The sequence below is a fragment of the Saccharothrix mutabilis subsp. mutabilis genome (genome assembly GCF_039521145.1).
GTDB classification, from domain to species: Bacteria; Actinomycetota; Actinomycetes; order Mycobacteriales; family Pseudonocardiaceae; genus Actinosynnema; species Actinosynnema mutabilis.
Map to the genome: position 1 here is coordinate 55,928 of NZ_BAAABU010000004.1, position 15,422 is coordinate 71,349.

The 15,422-nt window shown below is 71.6% G+C and carries 20 protein-coding genes; 6 read left to right on the top strand and 14 right to left on the bottom strand.

Going from position 1 to position 15,422, the window contains the following annotated elements; translation table 11 throughout:
* Positions 1 to 14: 14 nt before the first annotated feature.
* The 3 genes from ABD126_RS11195 to ABD126_RS11205 all read right to left on the bottom strand — a co-directional run bounded on the left by ABD126_RS11195 (position 15) and on the right by ABD126_RS11205 (position 2,164).
* Positions 15 to 1,040, bottom strand: a complete 1,026-nt coding sequence (locus ABD126_RS11195) for a glycerophosphodiester phosphodiesterase (protein WP_343933698.1) — start codon at positions 1,038 to 1,040, stop codon at positions 15 to 17.
* A gap of 79 nt (positions 1,041 to 1,119) precedes the next feature.
* On the bottom strand, positions 1,120 to 1,305 hold the full coding sequence (locus tag ABD126_RS11200) for a DUF397 domain-containing protein (protein WP_343933699.1): 186 nt from the start codon (positions 1,303 to 1,305) through the stop codon (positions 1,120 to 1,122).
* A gap of 31 nt (positions 1,306 to 1,336) precedes the next feature.
* Positions 1,337 to 2,164: a helix-turn-helix domain-containing protein gene (locus tag ABD126_RS11205; RefSeq protein WP_343933700.1), complete on the bottom strand. Its 828-nt coding sequence runs from the start codon at positions 2,162 to 2,164 to the stop codon at positions 1,337 to 1,339.
* A 139-nt stretch (positions 2,165 to 2,303) separates the two neighbouring features.
* Between ABD126_RS11205 and ABD126_RS11210 the strand changes: the two genes are divergently transcribed.
* Both ABD126_RS11210 and ABD126_RS11215 read left to right on the top strand, forming a co-directional pair.
* Positions 2,304 to 2,804: an RNA polymerase sigma factor gene (locus ABD126_RS11210; RefSeq protein ID WP_343933702.1), complete on the top strand. Its 501-nt coding sequence runs from the start codon at positions 2,304 to 2,306 to the stop codon at positions 2,802 to 2,804.
* The gene (locus ABD126_RS11215) at positions 2,797 to 3,207 is read left to right on the top strand and encodes a hypothetical protein (RefSeq protein WP_343933703.1); all 411 of its coding nucleotides are present in this window, start codon (positions 2,797 to 2,799) and stop codon (positions 3,205 to 3,207) included. The genes ABD126_RS11210 and ABD126_RS11215 overlap by 8 nt, the downstream gene beginning before the upstream one ends.
* Positions 3,208 to 3,240: 33 nt before the next feature.
* Here the strand turns inward: ABD126_RS11215 and ABD126_RS11220 are convergent, their stop codons facing one another.
* The 6 genes from ABD126_RS11220 to ABD126_RS11245 form a co-directional block, all read right to left on the bottom strand.
* Positions 3,241 to 3,672 (bottom strand): hypothetical protein, encoded by a 432-nt coding sequence (locus ABD126_RS11220; protein ID WP_343933704.1) that lies wholly within the window; start codon positions 3,670 to 3,672, stop codon positions 3,241 to 3,243.
* Between the two features lie 71 nt (positions 3,673 to 3,743).
* Positions 3,744 to 4,646 carry a DUF4328 domain-containing protein gene (locus ABD126_RS11225; RefSeq protein ID WP_343933705.1) on the bottom strand — a complete coding sequence of 301 codons (903 nt, stop codon included), beginning with the start codon at positions 4,644 to 4,646 and terminating at the stop codon, positions 3,744 to 3,746.
* Between the two features lies 1 nt (position 4,647).
* Positions 4,648 to 4,989 (bottom strand): rhodanese-like domain-containing protein, encoded by a 342-nt coding sequence (locus ABD126_RS11230; protein ID WP_343933706.1) that lies wholly within the window; start codon positions 4,987 to 4,989, stop codon positions 4,648 to 4,650.
* A gap of 85 nt (positions 4,990 to 5,074) precedes the next feature.
* On the bottom strand, positions 5,075 to 6,664 hold the full coding sequence (locus tag ABD126_RS11235; protein ID WP_343933707.1) for a solute symporter family protein: 1,590 nt from the start codon (positions 6,662 to 6,664) through the stop codon (positions 5,075 to 5,077).
* A complete protein-coding gene (locus ABD126_RS11240) occupies positions 6,661 to 7,017 on the bottom strand; it encodes a DUF485 domain-containing protein (protein WP_425542786.1) in 357 nt (118 codons plus the stop codon). The genes ABD126_RS11235 and ABD126_RS11240 overlap by 4 nt, the downstream gene beginning before the upstream one ends.
* A gap of 375 nt (positions 7,018 to 7,392) precedes the next feature.
* A complete protein-coding gene (locus ABD126_RS11245; protein ID WP_343933708.1) occupies positions 7,393 to 7,560 on the bottom strand; it encodes a hypothetical protein in 168 nt (55 codons plus the stop codon).
* A gap of 410 nt (positions 7,561 to 7,970) precedes the next feature.
* Between ABD126_RS11245 and ABD126_RS11250 the strand changes: the two genes are divergently transcribed.
* From ABD126_RS11250 to ABD126_RS11260, 3 genes are read left to right on the top strand one after another with little or no spacing between them, the layout of a single operon-like run.
* On the top strand, positions 7,971 to 8,951 hold the full coding sequence (locus ABD126_RS11250; RefSeq protein WP_343933709.1) for a hypothetical protein: 981 nt from the start codon (positions 7,971 to 7,973) through the stop codon (positions 8,949 to 8,951).
* A 13-nt stretch (positions 8,952 to 8,964) separates the two neighbouring features.
* Positions 8,965 to 9,336: a roadblock/LC7 domain-containing protein gene (locus ABD126_RS11255; RefSeq protein WP_343933711.1), complete on the top strand. Its 372-nt coding sequence runs from the start codon at positions 8,965 to 8,967 to the stop codon at positions 9,334 to 9,336.
* 26 nt (positions 9,337 to 9,362) lie between these two features.
* Positions 9,363 to 9,788, top strand: a complete 426-nt coding sequence (locus tag ABD126_RS11260; RefSeq protein ID WP_343933712.1) for a hypothetical protein — start codon at positions 9,363 to 9,365, stop codon at positions 9,786 to 9,788.
* Between the two features lie 49 nt (positions 9,789 to 9,837).
* On the opposite strand, the gene ABD126_RS11265 is transcribed toward ABD126_RS11260, so the two are convergent.
* The 4 genes from ABD126_RS11265 to ABD126_RS11280 all read right to left on the bottom strand — a co-directional run bounded on the left by ABD126_RS11265 (position 9,838) and on the right by ABD126_RS11280 (position 13,828).
* On the bottom strand, positions 9,838 to 11,613 hold the full coding sequence (locus ABD126_RS11265; protein WP_343933713.1) for a sodium/solute symporter: 1,776 nt from the start codon (positions 11,611 to 11,613) through the stop codon (positions 9,838 to 9,840).
* Complete coding sequence (locus ABD126_RS11270; RefSeq protein WP_343933714.1) at positions 11,610 to 12,050, bottom strand: hypothetical protein; 441 nt, start codon at positions 12,048 to 12,050, stop codon at positions 11,610 to 11,612. The genes ABD126_RS11265 and ABD126_RS11270 overlap by 4 nt, the downstream gene beginning before the upstream one ends.
* Complete coding sequence (locus tag ABD126_RS11275) at positions 12,047 to 12,892, bottom strand: LytR/AlgR family response regulator transcription factor (RefSeq protein WP_343933716.1); 846 nt, start codon at positions 12,890 to 12,892, stop codon at positions 12,047 to 12,049. Before ABD126_RS11275 ends, ABD126_RS11270 begins: the two co-directional genes overlap by 4 nt.
* 72 nt (positions 12,893 to 12,964) lie before the next feature.
* Positions 12,965 to 13,828 carry a S49 family peptidase gene (locus ABD126_RS11280; protein ID WP_343933717.1) on the bottom strand — a complete coding sequence of 288 codons (864 nt, stop codon included), beginning with the start codon at positions 13,826 to 13,828 and terminating at the stop codon, positions 12,965 to 12,967.
* A gap of 54 nt (positions 13,829 to 13,882) precedes the next feature.
* Here ABD126_RS11280 and ABD126_RS11285 point away from each other — a divergent pair, with 54 nt between their 5' ends.
* Positions 13,883 to 14,050, top strand: a complete 168-nt coding sequence (locus tag ABD126_RS11285; RefSeq protein ID WP_343933718.1) for a hypothetical protein — start codon at positions 13,883 to 13,885, stop codon at positions 14,048 to 14,050.
* Between the two features lie 61 nt (positions 14,051 to 14,111).
* Here the strand turns inward: ABD126_RS11285 and ABD126_RS11290 are convergent, their stop codons facing one another.
* Entirely contained in the window at positions 14,112 to 15,371 is a 1,260-nt protein-coding gene (locus tag ABD126_RS11290) for a sensor histidine kinase (RefSeq protein ID WP_343933719.1), read from the bottom strand.
* Positions 15,372 to 15,422 lie beyond the last annotated feature (51 nt).

Sequence of the window (15,422 nt, forward strand, 5' to 3'; positions counted from 1 at the left end):
TGGCGGTGTGTGGGCTAGTGGCGCTTGAAGGGCCTTGGGAGTTCGTAGCCGCGGTCGGACATGACGTCGCGGAGGCGGTTGGGGTAGTCGGTGATGATGCCGTCCACGCCGTCGTCGATGAGCTTGTGCATGGTGGCCGGGTCGTTGATGGTCCAGGGCACGACTTTCAGGCCGTGGGCGTGGGCCTCGTCCACCAAGGCCTTGGTCGTGAACGGCACGTAGTTCGGGTCGCCGACCTTGCCGTTCTGCGGGTTGCCGTGCACCGGGGACAGGGCCGTCGCGCCGAACGACTTGACCGCCTTCACCACGCTGCCGCCGAAGTCCGCCAGGTCCAGGCCGCCGGTCCACGGGGAGCCCGGGCGCAGGAACTCCGGTTGGGTCAGCGCCACCAGCGGCAGACCCGGTTCGGCCTTGCGCCACAGCATGAGCGTGCCCCAGTCGAACGACTGGACGGTCACGTTGCGGTAGAAGCCCGACTTGCGGATCTCGCGCCGGGTCACCTCCACGAACTGCTCGCGGGGCGCGGTCTCGTGGGGGGCGGCGGCTTCGACCTTCGTCTCGATGTTGAACTTCACCGTGAACGCCCGGTACTCCCGCGCGAGGGCGAAGACCTCCGCCAGGGTGGGCATCCGCGCGCCCGGCGACAGTTCCTGGTCCGGGTACTGCGACCACCGGCGCGACCCGCAGTCCAGCGTCCGGACCTGCGCGAACGTCAGGTCCTTCACGTACTTGCCCGCGTACGGGAACGCCGGGTCGCCGGGGAACGCCGGCGCCGTGTCGACGCACTTGTTCGGGTTGGTCCGGCGGTCGTGCGTGACGACCTCGCGGCCGTCCTTGGTGATCTGGACGTCCAGCTCCAGCGTGGTGACACCGAGTTCGAGCGCCTTCGCGAACGCCGCCAGGGTGCTCTCGACGGTCAGGCCGATCCCGCCGCGGTGCGCCTGCAGGTCGAACTTCCGGTGTCCGCCGGCGTTCGCCGACCCGGGGACCAGCAAGGGGACCAGCAACGCCGAGACGACCGCCACCACGAGTGCCCGCATGCGACCACCGTGGCACGCCGCCGCCGCGCGACCCAAGGCCGTTCGGGCGAAGTGTGCTTGAACAGCCGGGAAAACCCGGTCAGGACCGCACGCCCCGCAGGAACGCCGCCCACCGCGCCGCAGGGAAGCTCAGCGGTGTGGCGGGGTTCTTCGAGTCCCGCACCCCCACCGACCCGCCCGCGCGCGCCACCTCCACGCAGTTGGCGTTGGTGGCCGCGGTGCTGCGGCTGCTCTTGCGCCACTCCCCCGAATCCACTGTGGACACACCGGACACGATGGGCACGGTGGACACCCCCTCACTCCGCCAGGATCCGCTGGACCAGGGCCACCGACTCGTCCAACCCCAGCGCCTGCGTGGTCAAGTGCTCGAACGCGACCCTGGCCTCGATGGTCAGCCCCTCGTCCTCGATGTGCACGGCCCCGAACGGGTGCTCCACGTACAGCACCGGCGGGTCGGTCGGGTCGGGGAAGGACAGCAGCGTGAACCCGCCGCCCATCGCGCCGTGCGCCCCGCCCTCGTGGGCCAGCACGCGGAAGCCCACGTTCGGCAGTTCGGCCACCTCCAGCAGGTGCTCCAACTGCGCGCGCATGACCTCCCGACCGCCCGGCCCCTTGCGCAGCGCCGCCTCGTCCACGACCGCCTCCAGCCGCAGCAGGTGGTCGGGGTCGGTGAGCCGCCGCTGCCGCTCCTGCCGCGCCCGGACGTTGCGCTCGTCCTGCTCCCGGTCGCCGGGGAACGGGCGCGCGGCGCACAACGCCCTCGTGTACTCGGCGGTCTGGAGCAGGCCGGGCACCAGCAGCAGCGACACGTCGCGGACCTCGGCGGCCTCGGTCTCGACGTCGATGTAGCCCTGGTCCTCGACCCCGAGCGCCGTCCACCACCCGCGTTCCCGGGCGCGCAGGGCCTCCAGCACGATGTCCGGGTCGTAGTGGTCGTAGAGGTCCATCATCGACTTCACCAGGTGCGGGTCGACCAGGGTCTCCCCCTTCTCGATGCGGTGGAGCGCGGACTTGGTCTTGAACAGGGCGGTGGCGGCGCCGTCGAGGGTCAGTCGGGCGTCGGCGCGCATGCGGGCCAGCTTGCGGCCGAGCCTGCGCCTGCGAAACGGTGGTTGCGTACTCACAACATCGAGTATGCCGGCGAGATCGTCCGGAAACTTCACCGCAACGGGTGTATTTGACCTGGTCAGCGAGCGGTGCAACAGGATCGCGGCGGGCCGCGTGTATGTGGTGCCGGGGTGTGTCACGACAGGAACGGGGTCGGTGTTGGACGAAGGGGCGTCCTTCGACGAGTTCGTCCACGAGCACCAGCAGGGGCTGGTCCGGTACGCGGCGCTGCTGTCGGGCAGCCGCGCCGAGGCGGAGGACCTGGTGCAGGACGTGCTGGTCCGGGTCTACCAGCGCTGGGGTTCGCTGGACGGCCCGGTCTACGCGTACGTCCGGCGGGCCGTCACCAACGAGTACCTGTCGTGGCGGCGGCGCTGGCACACGCGCAACGTCCGGCCGGCGGGCGACGACCTGCCCGACCGCGCCCACCACGACCCGCCCTACCGGGAGCGCGACGAGCGGCTGTGGCGGCTGCTCCAGGGGTTGCCGCGGCAGCAACGGGCGGCGGTCGTGCTGCGCTACTACGAGGACCTGGCCGACGCGGAGATCGCCGAGGTGCTCGGGTGCCGGCTGCCGACGGTCCGCGCGCACGTCAGCCGCGGCCTGTCGGCGCTGCGGTCGGCACTGCCGGAACACGCGTGGAGGGGCCATGACTGACACCGAGGACGAGCTGCGCCGCATGCTCGCCGCCCGCGCCGACCGGGTCCGCTCGACCCTCACCGGCCCGGCCATCCGCGCCCGCGCCGCCGCCCGCCCGCGCGCCCTGCGCCGGTTCGCTCCGCTGGTCACCGGGGTGGCCGTGGTGCTCGCTGTGGTCGTGGCGAGCCTGCTGCTGGTGCCCGGCCCGCGCGGGGAGGACCGGCCGGCGACGAGCGTGCCCGCCGGCGACCCGCGCCCGACGGTCACCACGACCACCGAGCCGCCGACCACGACGTTCCGGCCCACGACCACCACGCCGACCACGACCACGTCCCCGCCGACGACCACCACGCCCGCCACGACGACGTTCCGCCCCACGACGACCTGGCCCGGCAGCCCCACGGTCACCACCACGCGGTGAGGTGCAACGGATCCGGGCCGGGACGCATGGAGATCACGTGGGCAGGAGGGCCCACCAGCACGAGGAGGACTCCATGCGCTTCACCTTCCGTTCCCGCCGGACCGCGGTCGCGACCGCGCTGGCGCTGGGCGTGGTCGCCGCCGGCGGCGTGACCTGGACGGCGCTCGCCTCGGGATCGGCGGACGGGGGCGTGGTCGGCACCACGACCAGGCCGACGACCACCACCACGAGCCCGGCGTCCACGACGCTCCCGCCGACGGTCACCACCAGCCCGCCGCTCACCACGACCCGACCGGGCGAGCCGACGACGCACTGGCCGATCACCACCCCGCGGCCGACCACCACGACCGAGCTGCCGACCACGACCAACGCGCCGACCACGACGACGCAGCTGCCGACCACCACGACCCGGTGGCCGACCACCACGACGCAACGGCCGACCACCACGACGCACTTGCCGACCACGACGACGCGCTGACCGGAAGGGCCGGCCGCGCGGGTCGGCGGCCGGCCCTCACCAGCGGGTTCGAGAAGACCTAACGGGGCGAGCCGTGCGAGCGGACGGCCCGCAGCTCGGGGGCGGGCGCGTCGCGCAGCTCCACCACCCGCATCCGGCGCAACGTCGAGGGCGCGACCGGCAGCAGCAACGTCGTGATCCGCCGCACCAGCAGCATGGTCAGCACCACCACGGCCGTGGCCAGCAGGTCCGACACCGCGTGGAACAGCACCCCGTCGGCCAGCGCCTGCACGCTCGACCGGAACGACCACGCCACCGTGAACACCGTCCACAGCCCGGCGGCCACCCACAGCCCCCACCACCAGCGCACCAGCCGGGACGGCGACGGCCGCGCCGACGCGGGCAGGCGCAGGGCCGCGTGCTCCAGCTCCGCCGCGACGGACCCGGCCAGCACCAGGTTCACCCCCGGCACCAGCACGCCGACCAGGACCTCGGTGTCCGACCGGGACGGCGCGTAGCCGGCAGCCGACGCGGCGGCGGCACGCGCCCGGCGCAGCCACAGCAGCGTGAACACCACCCCGCCCACGACCATGATCAACGCCAGGACCGACGCGGACCGCAGCATCGCGTCCGACACGTCCACGGTGGTCGGCGACAACGCCCCGTACCGGCTCTGCAGCAGCAGCACGTACCGCCAGATCTCGCTGCCCGCCGCCCACAGCAGGGTCAGCGCGGCCAGCCCGAGCACGTGGAACGCCGTGCGCGCCAGCCGCTGGACCTGCTCTACCGAGTCGACCTCGGCGGCGTCCCCGGTCACCGACGTGGGCCAGCGCCACGCCAGCAGCGGGAACCCCCACCGGGGCGGCACCGGGTAGGACGGCGGACCGGCGTACGGGCGGGGCGGCGGGGCCAGCCGACGGTGCGGGTAGGCGCCGGCCGGCGGGCTCGCCACCCAGTCCACGCGCATCGGCTGGAACGCCACGTCAGATGACCTCCGGCTCCACGCCGGCCCGCTCGCTGACCAGCGGACGGCCCTCGGCGGCCCACACCTGCATGCCGCCGTCGACGTTGGTGGCGTCCCAGCCGTTGGCGTTGAGGTACTGGGTGACGCGCGCCGACCGGCCACCCGCGCGGCACACGACCAGCAGCTCGGCCTCGGGCAGCTCCTCCAGCCGGCCCGCCAGCTCGCTCATCGGGATGTGCAGCGCGCCGGGGGCGTGCCCGGCCTCCCACTCGTCGGCTTCGCGCACGTCGAGCAGGACCTTGCCGGCCGGCAGCTCGGCCGGCACCGACGACACATCAACGCTCGGGATCACGGCCACCATGCTGCCATGCGAGGGGGTAAACAGGGGATAAGCGCCGAAGGGCCGCCCCCGCGCGTGGCGGAGGCGGCCCCGGGTCGGGCGTCGATCAGTGCGAGATGGCCTTCTCCGCGCCCACACCGGTGAGCGCGCGGACCTCCATCTCGGCGTACTTCGCCTTGTCGTCCTCCTTGGACAGCACGGTGCCGAGCCAGCCGAGGAAGAACGCCACCGGGATCGACACGATGCCCGGGTTGGACAGCGGGAACACGTCGAAGTCGGCGGTCGGGAACATCGCCTTGGCGTTGCCGGACACCGCCGGCGACAGCACGATCAGCGTGATCGTCACCGCCAGGCCGCCGTAGATGCTCCACAGCGCGCCGGAGGTGTTGAACCGCTTCCAGAACAGCGAGTACAGGATGGTCGGCAGGTTCGCCGACGCCGCCACCGCGAAGGCCAGCGCCACCAGGAACGCGATGTTCTGGCCGTTGGCCGCGATGCCGCCGAGGATCGACACGATGCCGATGACGATGGCGGTGATGCGGGCGACCTTGACCTCGTTCGCCTTGTCCTCGCCCTCGCCCTTCTTGATGATGTTGGCGTAGATGTCGTGCGCGAACGACGCCGACGCGGTGATCGTCAGACCGGCGACCACGGCGAGGATCGTCGCGAACGCCACCGCCGCGATCAGGCCCAGCAGCAGCGGGCCGCCGAGCGCCTCGGCCAGCAGCGGGGCCGCCGAGTTCGCGCCGCCGGGCGCGCCGGCGATCTTGTCCGGGCCGACCAGCGCAGCGGCGCCGTAGCCCAGGACCAGCGTGAACAGGTAGAACAGGCCGATCAGCCAGATCGCCCAGACCACCGAGCGGCGGGCCTCCTTGGCCGTGGGCACGGTGTAGAAGCGCATCAGGATGTGCGGCAGGCCGGCGGTGCCCAGCACCAGGGCCAGCGCCAGGGACAGGAAGTCCAGCTGGGACGTGGCGGTCTTGCCGTACTGCAGGCCCGGGCCGAGCAGCTTCTCGCCGGCCTTCGGCGCGTTGTCGACGGCCGCGCCGAGCAGGCCGGACAGGTTGAGCCCGTACTTGCCGAGCACCCAGAGCGTCATGACGCCCGCGCCGACGATCAGCAGGACGGCCTTGATGATCTGCACCCAGGTGGTGCCCTTCATGCCGCCGATCAGCACGTAGGCGATCATCAGCGCGCCGACCACGGCGATCACGACCGCCTGGCCGCCCTTGCCGGTGATGCCCAGCAGCAGCGCGACCAGACCGCCCGCGCCCGCCATCTGCGCCAGCAGGTAGAAGAAGGACACGGCCATGGTGGACGTGGCCGCCGCGGCGCGCACCGGGCGCTGGCGCATCCGGAAGCTCAGGACGTCGCCCATCGTGTACTTGCCGGTGTTGCGCAGCAGTTCGGCGACCAGCAGCAGCGCGACCAGCCAGGCGACGAGGAACCCGATGGAGTACAGGAACCCGTCGTAGCCGTTGACCGCGATGGCGCCCGCGATGCCGAGGAACGACGCGGCGGACAGGTAGTCGCCCGCGATCGCGATGCCGTTCTGCGGGCCGGTGAACGCGCGGCCGGCGGCGAGGTAGTCGGCGGCGGTCTTGGTGTTGCGGCTGGCGCGGATCACCACGAACAGCGTGGCGACCACGAAGATGCCGAAGATGCCGATGTTGAGCAGGGCGTTGCTGTTGTTCACGCCTGACCCCCTTCGAGCTCCTCGCGGATCGCTTCCGCACGGGGGTCGAGGTGCTTGTTGGCGTGCCGCACGTAGAGCGTGGTGATCGCGAACGTGGACACGAACTGCAGCAGGCCCAGGATCAGGCCGATGTTGATGTTGCCGACCACCTTCTGCGACATGAAGCCGTGCGCGTAGTCGGCGAGGAGGACGTAAAGCAGGTACCAGGCCAGGAAGAGGCCGGCCATGGGGAACACGAAGGTGCGCAACCTGCGGCGCAACTCCTTGAAGTCCGGGCTTTCCTGCACTGCGACCCAGTCGTGGGTCGCCCCAGCGGGGGTGGCGCCCCCTGAAGTGTTTTCAGTGGTGCTCACGTTCCCCTCCTCGCACTTGTCGGCGGTGTGAACGGCACGTAACCCCTCCTGGTGCGTTCCTGATACGCGCAGCACCGTAGGGAGACGTGGGTCACGCCTGAAAGACCCCGGACGTGGACTTGCGCTCAACAGTCGAGTGATGCGATGAGCGGTAGGAATGCTGAGACGAAGTGCCGTTCGGGTGACAGACCTCACCGATAACCGGATCGGTGGTTCCAACTTCACCCGATCGAGATCTTTTCGGGCCTCTGAGTGATCAAAGCGCAGGTCCGAACGGGGTCGCGCGCACACGACAGAGGACGACGGCGGCTTCTCGGGACCGCCTTCGACCCGGCGCTCGGGCTCGCCCCGGTGGCGAAGAACACACCGCCGCGCTCACAGCCGGACGTGCCACACGCGCCCGCCGCGCCTGCGGCCGCGGGTGCGGTCTTCTTCGACGTGCGGGTCGACGAGCGGCTGTTCGAGCCGAGCACGCACGCCCTGCTGTGGATGTCCGTCGCGCCCGCGCACCTCGACGCCGTGGCCCGGACCCTCGCCGGGCACGAGAACTGGCGTTCGTCGGAGCCACCGCCAGCCCGACCAACCTGTGCGCGCAGGCCCTGTGCCCGACCCCGGCCGCCCTGCACCGCTACCTGACCGAACGGCTCGGAGCGCTGGAGCACGTCCGGAGCATCGAGACCTCGCCCGTGCTGCGGACGGTCAAAGCACTCGATTGAGTGACGTCACCCCGCCGCCGTTCCCTCGTTGAACCGTGCGCCGGGATGAACGGTTTTATCGCCCATGAATCTTTCATAGGGGTTCATTGTCCCGCAAAATGCGACCCGGTAATTCTTTTTCACTCCATCGTGTAAGAGCCGAAACGATGCCTGCGCGCTTTTCGATGAACGGGCATCCCGTCGCGCTCAGCCACCCCGGAGCAACTCCTGAAGGACCAGCACCGAGCCGCGTTCGACGTGCTCGCCGACACCCTCGCGCGGTGCCGCGCGCAGCGCGCGTCCGGCACCCTGCACCTGGTCGGTGACCTGGGCGGACGGTGCCACCTGCGGCAGGGGGCGGTGATCGCCGCGGACAGCCCGGGAGCGCCGGGCGCGGACGCGCTGCTCATGCGGTCCGGCCGGGTCGCGGAAACCGATTGGACCGCCGCGCTGCGGGCCGCCGCGAGCCGCGGGTCGCACCGCGCGGAACTGGTCGCGCGCGGGTGCACCACGTTCTCGGAACTGAACGTCACCGCCTTGATGGTCGCCCACGACAGCACGTTCGCGGCGGTCGTCGGCGGGATCGGGAAATGCGTGCTCGACCCGCGGGAAACGGATGTGGCGCTGCCGGTGGACCACGGGATCGACCCGGACGTGCTGCTCGCCGAGGCCCACCGCCGGCTGGTCGCGCTCGCCGCGCTGCGCGTGCCGGTCACCCCGCACCGCGACCGCCTGGCCCGCCTCGGCCCGCCGGAGGACGCCCACCCCGGGCGGCGGGCGATCCTCACCGAGGCGACCGGCCGGCGCACCGCCCGCGACATCGCCTTCCTGGTGGGGCGCGGCGTGTACGCGGTCACCGTCGACGTCTCGCGGCTGATCGCCGAGGGCTTGCTGGAGATCGTCCCCGCGCACCGACGGCCGCCCGGCCCGCCGCCGCGCGGCCTCGCCACCCGCAACCCGTTGCGGCCCATGAAGGACACGACACCGGCCACCCCGCTCGCCTCCGACGCCACGCCCGACGCGCCCCCGGGCGCCACCTCGTTCGCGACCGACACCGCGGCGGACGCAACCCCGAGCGCCGCCGCGTTCGCCCCCGACACCACGCCGACCGTTCCGAACGCCGCCGCGGTCGCCCCGCCGTCCGACCTGCCGCGCCGGAGCGCGCCGGCTCCCCGACCACCGGTCTGGCAGGCGTTGCCCCGCCTGCTCGGCCGCCGGAAGAACCCGCCCACCCCCTGAGAAAGGACCATCAGTGGACTACGACGCGCTGACCGCGGAGCTCTGCTCGTTGCGGGAGCGGGTGTCCGGGGTGACCGACACCCTCGTCGCGGCCATCGACGGGCTGCTCATCGCGGCCGACACCGCTCCGACGCTCGACCCCGAGGGCGTCTCCGCACTCGCCGCCGCCGACCTCGGCCTCGCCCGCCGCACCACCGCCGCGATCGGCCAGGGCACGTTCCGGCAGACCGTCGTGCACAGCAGCGGCGGCTACATGGCCGTCTACGCCGTGGGCCCGATGGCGCTGATGGTCGTGCTCGGCGACGAAGGCCTCGACGTCCACCGGCTGCACCTCGAATCCCAGCCGGTGATCGAACGCATCGACTCCATCCTGTCCACCCTCTGACCCGGGAGAACACCGAAGTGAACGCGATGGCGAAAGGCCAGCGGCACCTGTCCGACCACGTCGGGGCGGTGGTGAAGCGCCTGCGCCAGGAGGTGCCCTCCTGCGTCGCCTCCGGCGCGGTGGACATGGCCACCGGCATGCTCCTGGCCTACGAGACCACCGACAGCCACCCGTCGGAGGTGCTGGACCTGCTCGCGGGCGCGACCCTCGACCTGTTCCAGGGCCGCACGGTGACCATGATCGAGGACATCTTCAAGGAGCGCCGCGGCGTCAGCACCGCCGAGCACTACTTCCAGGAGATCCTGGTCAACAGCACCAACCTGACCCACCTGTTCATCCGCAACAACGAGGAGGACGACGTGGTCGCCGTCGTCGTCTGCCCCAAGTCGGTGAACATCGGCATGTTGTTCGCCTCCGCCCGCCGCGTGATCCGCGAGCACGGCGGCTTCTGACCGGCGTCCGCCTCCCCGCCGCACCGCGCCCGGCGGGGAGGCGCCGCCCTCAGCCGCGGGGCTGGGCGCCGTCCCGGGAGTCCTCGCCCGTCCCGAAGCGCTGCACGTCGCGGTCGCGCATGAAGCCCAACGGGTCCGGCGCGTGCAGGCGCAGCAGGATCTGGTTCACGTCGTCCGGCCGCCGCCGACCGGTCAGCTTGCTGATCATCACCATGGTCAGGAACGCCACCGGCACCGTCACCAGCGCCGGCTGCAACGACAGCGCCGGCGTCGTCCAGCCCGACAGGTTGCACACCACGTTCACCGCCAGCGCGATCAGCACCAGCCCGCCGCCGACCAGCATGCCCGCCATCGCGCCCACCCACGTCAGGCCGCGCCACCAGATCCCCAGCAGCAGCAACGGGCAGAACGTCGACGCCGCCAGGGCGAACGACATCGCCACCGTCAGCGACGCGTCCCCGTGCGGCAGCAGCAGGGCCAGGCCGATCGCCACCGCGCCGGTCAGCACCGTCGCCCACCGGAAGTCGCGCACCTTGCCCGGCAGGATGTCCGTGGACACCACCCCCGCGACGCTCACCACGAGCCCCGACGAGGTGGACAGGAACGCCGCGAACGCGCCCGCCGCCACGATCGCGCCGAGCACCTGCCCCAACAGGTTCGGCTGCATCGTGCCGGGCAGCAGCAGCACCGCCGCGTCGGTCTTGCCGGTCACCAGCAGCTCCGGCAGGTACTGGCGGGAGATCACGCCCAGCACCGTGGGGAACAGGTAGAACAGCCCCAGCAGGTACATCACGTGCAGCGCCGTGCGACGGGCGGCCTTGCCGTCGGGGTTGGTGTAGAAGCGGACCAGGACGTGCGGCAGGCCCATGGTGCCCAGGAACGTCGCGATGATCAGCGAGTACGTCTCGAACAGCTCGCCCAGGCCGCCGGTCTGGGGGCGCAGCCACTGCTCGTTGCCGGTCGGCGCGCCCTCCACGACCGGGACCGGCGAGCCCTGCTCGAAGCGCAGCTCGGTGTTCTTGCCGATGGTGTAGGTGCCGACGTCCCAGTACGCGCGGCCGTCGGCGGGCGCGCCGTTGACCGTGCCGCGCGCCGTCAGCTCCATCGGCTCCACGACCCGGACCCGCACCGGCTCGGCGGTGGTCACCTCGACCGACTCGTGGAACCGCAGCACCCCGCCCTCGTCCACGCCCTGCGCCCCGTTGCCCGGCGCCGCCAGGAACACGGTGAACAGCACGAACGTGGGCGCGGCGATGGCGAACAGCTTGCCCCAGTACTGGAAGGCCTGCACCAGCGTGATCGCGCGCATCCCGCCGCCGAGGACGTTCACCGCGACGATCACGGTCACCGCCACCGCGCCCAGCCACGTCGGCAGGCCGGTGATCGTGTTCAGCGTCAGCCCGGCGGACTGCAACTGCGGCACCAGGTACAGCACGCCGATGCAGATCACGAAGAACGTGCAGAAGCGCCGCAGGTTCGCCGACCCGAGCCGCGCCTCGGCGAAGTCCGGCAGCGTGTACGCGCCCGACCGGCGCAGCGGCGCGGCGACGAACAACATCATCGCCAGGTAGCCCGCCGTGAAGCCGATCGGGTACCACAGGGCGTCGATGCCGTCCTTGAGCACCAGCCCGGCGACACCCAGGAACGACGCGGCGGACAGGTACTCGCCGGAGATCGCGGCGGCGTTGCGGGTGGCCGGGATGGCGCGGCGGGCCACCAGGAAGTCCGGTGTCGTGTTGGCGCGTCGGGAACCCACGTAGCCCAGCAGGAAGGTCAGCGCCGCGACGACGCCCACCAGCCCGAGGCTCCACAGGTTCCCGGTCACCGGTCCACCGAGCTGACGAAGTCGTGTTCGTGGCTCTCGGCCAGTCTTCGGTACGCGTAGCCGACCGCGTAGAGCAGCGGGAACGGCAGCAGGCCCAGCAGCACCCACGGCAGCCGCACGCCCAGCAGCTCGACCTCGGCGATGGCGGGCAGGAGGTAGAACAGCACCGGCAGCGACGCCAGCAGCAGCAACGTGCCGCCGCCGAGCAGGAACGCGGTCTTGAGCTGCTGCTTGATCAGGTCGCGGATCAGCTTCTCCCCGACGCTGGTCTGCTCCTCCAGCTCGATGATCGTGCGCAGCACCCGGCCGCGACCGCGCGGATCGGCCAGCACGACCCGCCGGCGGCGGTTCTTGCGCGCCGACACCGCCAACCAGGCGTCCCGCTCCCCCGGCTGCGGTTGGTCCGGCTGGCCCGGCGGCCCGGAGTGCCTGCTCATCCCCAGCTGCTCTTGGGGGGTCGCACGATCCGCTCCTTCAGCTCACGGGTGTGCCGCCGGCTGACCGGCAGCTCCTTCGCGGACTCGCCCGAGCCGATCACCACCGCGTAGCCGTTGGACGTCATCCGCAGCTCGGTCACCAGCGGCAGCGCCACCAGGAACGACCGGTGGATGCGGACGAACCCCGCGTTCTCCCAGCGTTCCTCCAACTGGGCCAGCGGGATGCGCACGAGGTGGCTCTGGCCGTCGTTGGTGTGCAGGCGCGCGTAGTCGCCCTGCGCTTCGACGTACCGGACGGTGGCTCGGGGCACGAGCTTGATGGTGCCACCCAGCTCGACCGGGATGACCTCTTCGTCGGCGGGTTCCTGCGGCGCGGGTTCCGGTTGGGCGGCCGGGGTCGCCGACACGCGGTCCACGACGCGCGAGATCGCCTTGTTGATGCGGTCCTCGTTGATCGGCTTGGTGACGAAGTCCAGCGCGCCGACCTCGAAGGCCACCACGGCCTCCGAGTGCTCCACGCCGGTCACGAAGACCAGCGCGGGCGGCGCGCGGAACGCGCCCAGCACCCGGGCGAGGTCGGTGCCCGACAACCCCGGCATGTTGATGTCGGCGAACACCGCGTCGACCGGTGGGCGGCCCGCGCGGGTGCGGTCCATCACCTCGACGTCGTAGTCACCCCGGAGGATGCGCAGGGCCTCGGCCGCGTCGAAGGCGGTGAGCACGCGGCGGATGTGCGGGCTGCTCTCAAGCAGGTACTTGATCTCGCTCAGACCGGGCGCCTCGTCGTCCACCGCCAGAACGAGGAGGCCGGCGTTGTCCTGGGTACTCACTGTGCCGCGCATCTTGCCCAGTCGCGCGGGGTCGTGTCTACGCGGGGTCGCGCGACACGACCCCCTGATGACCTCGGTGAACGTTCACAAGCCGAATCGCGACCAGCGCGCCCGCTCCTCCAGCGCCGCCAGGCCCTCCAGCAGGAAGTCCCCCGATCGGGTGGCGCTGCCGGCGAGTCCGAGGCGGGCGAGGAGGGGTCGGCGGGGCTCGGCGATGGACACGTCGGCGTCCGGGTAGCGCTTCGCGACGACGCTCCGGAGGGTGCCGACACCGTCCACGAGCCCCAGGTCGGCGGCCTTCGCGCCGGTCCACACCTCGCCGGAGAACAGGTCGGCGTCCGCGCTCAGCTTGCCGCCGCGGCGCTCCTTGACCCACTCGACGAACTGGTCGTGCAGGTCGGTGTGCAGCCCGCGCAGCCACTCGACGTCCTCGGGCTTCTCCGGCTTGAACGGGTCGAGCCGCACCTTGTGCTCGCCGGCGGTGTAGACGCGCCGCTCGACGCCGTGGCGCTCCAGCAGGCCGTTGAGGCCGAACCCGGCGCTCACCACGCCGATCGAGCCGACCAGGGACGTCCCGTGCGCGTAGATCTCGTCGGCCGCGCACGCCAGCCAGTACCCGCCGGAGGCGGCGACGTCCTCGCAGAACGCCAGCACCGGGACGCGCTTCTTCGCGGCCAGCTCCCGGATGCGCTCGGCGACCAGCGCGGACTGCGTGGGCGCGCCGCCGGGCGAGTTGACCAGCAGCGCGACCGCGACCAGCCGGTCGTGGTCGAAGGCCCGGGTGAGGGCGCTCTCGACGTTCTGGATGTTGATCGTGTTGCGCGCCATCGGCGTCGGCGTCGGCGTGATGACGCCGTGCAGGCGCACCGCGGCCACCACGGGAGCGCGGTCGGCCCGGTCGGTGACGATCTTCGGCAGGCGGGCAGCGATCTTGTCCGTCACGCTCATGCCCCCGACCTTACGTGTGCCCCCGACCCGGGGTGGTGGAGCTAACATCGGTCGGTGACGTTCAACCCGATCCGGTGGCTGGAGCGGTACGTCGAGTGGTGGGACGAGCGCGGCAGGCGCAACGCCGACGGCCCGACACCCATGCACATCTACTGGATGTGGATCATCTGGTCGGTCGTCGCCGTGATGGTCTTCGCCTCGCTGTCCCTGGCCGCCGCCTGAGCCCGGTCCGCCGCCTGACCCCTGGCCGCCGCTTGAGCCCGGTCCGCCGGCCGGGGGCCGGTCAGGCCCGGACGACGGGTTGCTCGGCGGTCTCGTCCAGCCTGGGCGGGACCAGGGGCAGGTTGGTCCGGACGCCCGGCGAGTACTTGGGGACCTTGAGGATGATCTTCATGCCGGCGTCCGGGGCGGTCTCCACGACCAGGGCGTAGGCGTCGCCGAAGACGGCCCGCATCCGGTGGTTGATGTTGCCCAGGCCCACGTGCGCGCCGGTCTGGTGGGCGTCCTTGAGGTCCTCGAACAGCCGGTCCGGGTCCATGCCGACGCCGTCGTCCTCGACCGAGATCAGCGCTTCCGCGCCGTTGTCCTCGGCGATGATCGTCAGCAGCCCGCCGCCCGGCTTCTTCGCCAGGCCGTGCCGCACGGCGTTCTCCACCAGGGGTTGCAGCACCAGGAAGGGCATCACGACCTGGAGGACCTCGGGGGCGATCTTCAGCCGCACGTTCAGCCGGGGGCCGTACCGCGCCTGCTCGATGGTCATGTAGCGGTGGATGTTGGTCAGCTCGTCGGCCAGGGTGGTGAAGAAGCCGTCCGTGCGGAACGAGTAGCGGGTGAACTCGGCGAACTCCTGCAGCAGCTCCCGCGCGTGCGCCGGGTCGGTGCGGATCAACGACGAGATGGTGTTCAGGGCGTTGTAGACGAAGTGCGGCGAGATCTGCGCCCGCAGCGCCTTGACCTCGGCCTGCGCCAGGGCCTGGCGGGACTTCTGCAGGACTTCCAACTCCAGTTGCGTGGACACGAAACGCGCTGTCTCCTCGGCCATCCGGATCTGGCGCTTGTTCGCCACACCGCTGACGACGATCAGTGTGCCCGCCACGTCGTTCTCCACGATCAGGGGAACGACCACGGCCGAGTGAAGGGTGCACGGACCAGGCAGTTCGCAGTCCAGCTTGCGGTGCTCGACGTGCTCCTTGCGCACTTCGCCGATCGCGCGCTCGATGAAGGGCCGCAGGAACTCGTAGTGGTCGTTGGCGCCGCCGTCCCAGGACAGCAGGGTGCCCTCGTGGTCGGTGATGCCCACCGCCACGCACCGCAGCATCTCGCGCAGGTGCGGGGTGGCCTTGTCGGCGGCTTCCTGCGTCAGACCCTCGCGCAGGTCGGCGGACGCCTTGGACATGCGGTGCAGCATGTCCATCACGGCGTCTTCGACGGAGGTGCTCACCCTGCGGGCGCGGCACAGCATCACGAAGAGGCCCAGGACGGCCAGGGTCGCGATGACACCGAGGACCGCGCGCTCGGTCAGGAGGTCACGCACGGCGTCCATGCTGTTCCGTGTTGTGCCCTCTCGGCAAGGGGGCGTCCACCGGATCGGGTA

Bases quoted from the DNA above. Each gene is read 5' to 3' on its own strand.
- ABD126_RS11195 (WP_343933698.1), bottom strand. From the start codon at position 1,040: ATGCGGGCACTCGTGGTGGCGGTCGTCTCGGCGTTGCTGGTCCCCTTG.
- ABD126_RS11215 (WP_343933703.1), top strand. From the start codon at position 2,797: ATGACTGACACCGAGGACGAGCTGCGCCGCATGCTCGCCGCCCGCGCC.
- ABD126_RS11230 (WP_343933706.1), bottom strand. From the start codon at position 4,989: ATGGTGGCCGTGATCCCGAGCGTTGATGTGTCGTCGGTGCCGGCCGAG.
- ABD126_RS11260 (WP_343933712.1), top strand. From the start codon at position 9,363: ATGGCGAAAGGCCAGCGGCACCTGTCCGACCACGTCGGGGCGGTGGTG.
- ABD126_RS11270 (WP_343933714.1), bottom strand. From the start codon at position 12,050: ATGAGCAGGCACTCCGGGCCGCCGGGCCAGCCGGACCAACCGCAGCCG.
- ABD126_RS11275 (WP_343933716.1), bottom strand. From the start codon at position 12,892: ATGCGCGGCACAGTGAGTACCCAGGACAACGCCGGCCTCCTCGTTCTG.
- ABD126_RS11280 (WP_343933717.1), bottom strand. From the start codon at position 13,828: ATGAGCGTGACGGACAAGATCGCTGCCCGCCTGCCGAAGATCGTCACC.
- ABD126_RS11290 (WP_343933719.1), bottom strand. From the start codon at position 15,371: ATGGACGCCGTGCGTGACCTCCTGACCGAGCGCGCGGTCCTCGGTGTC.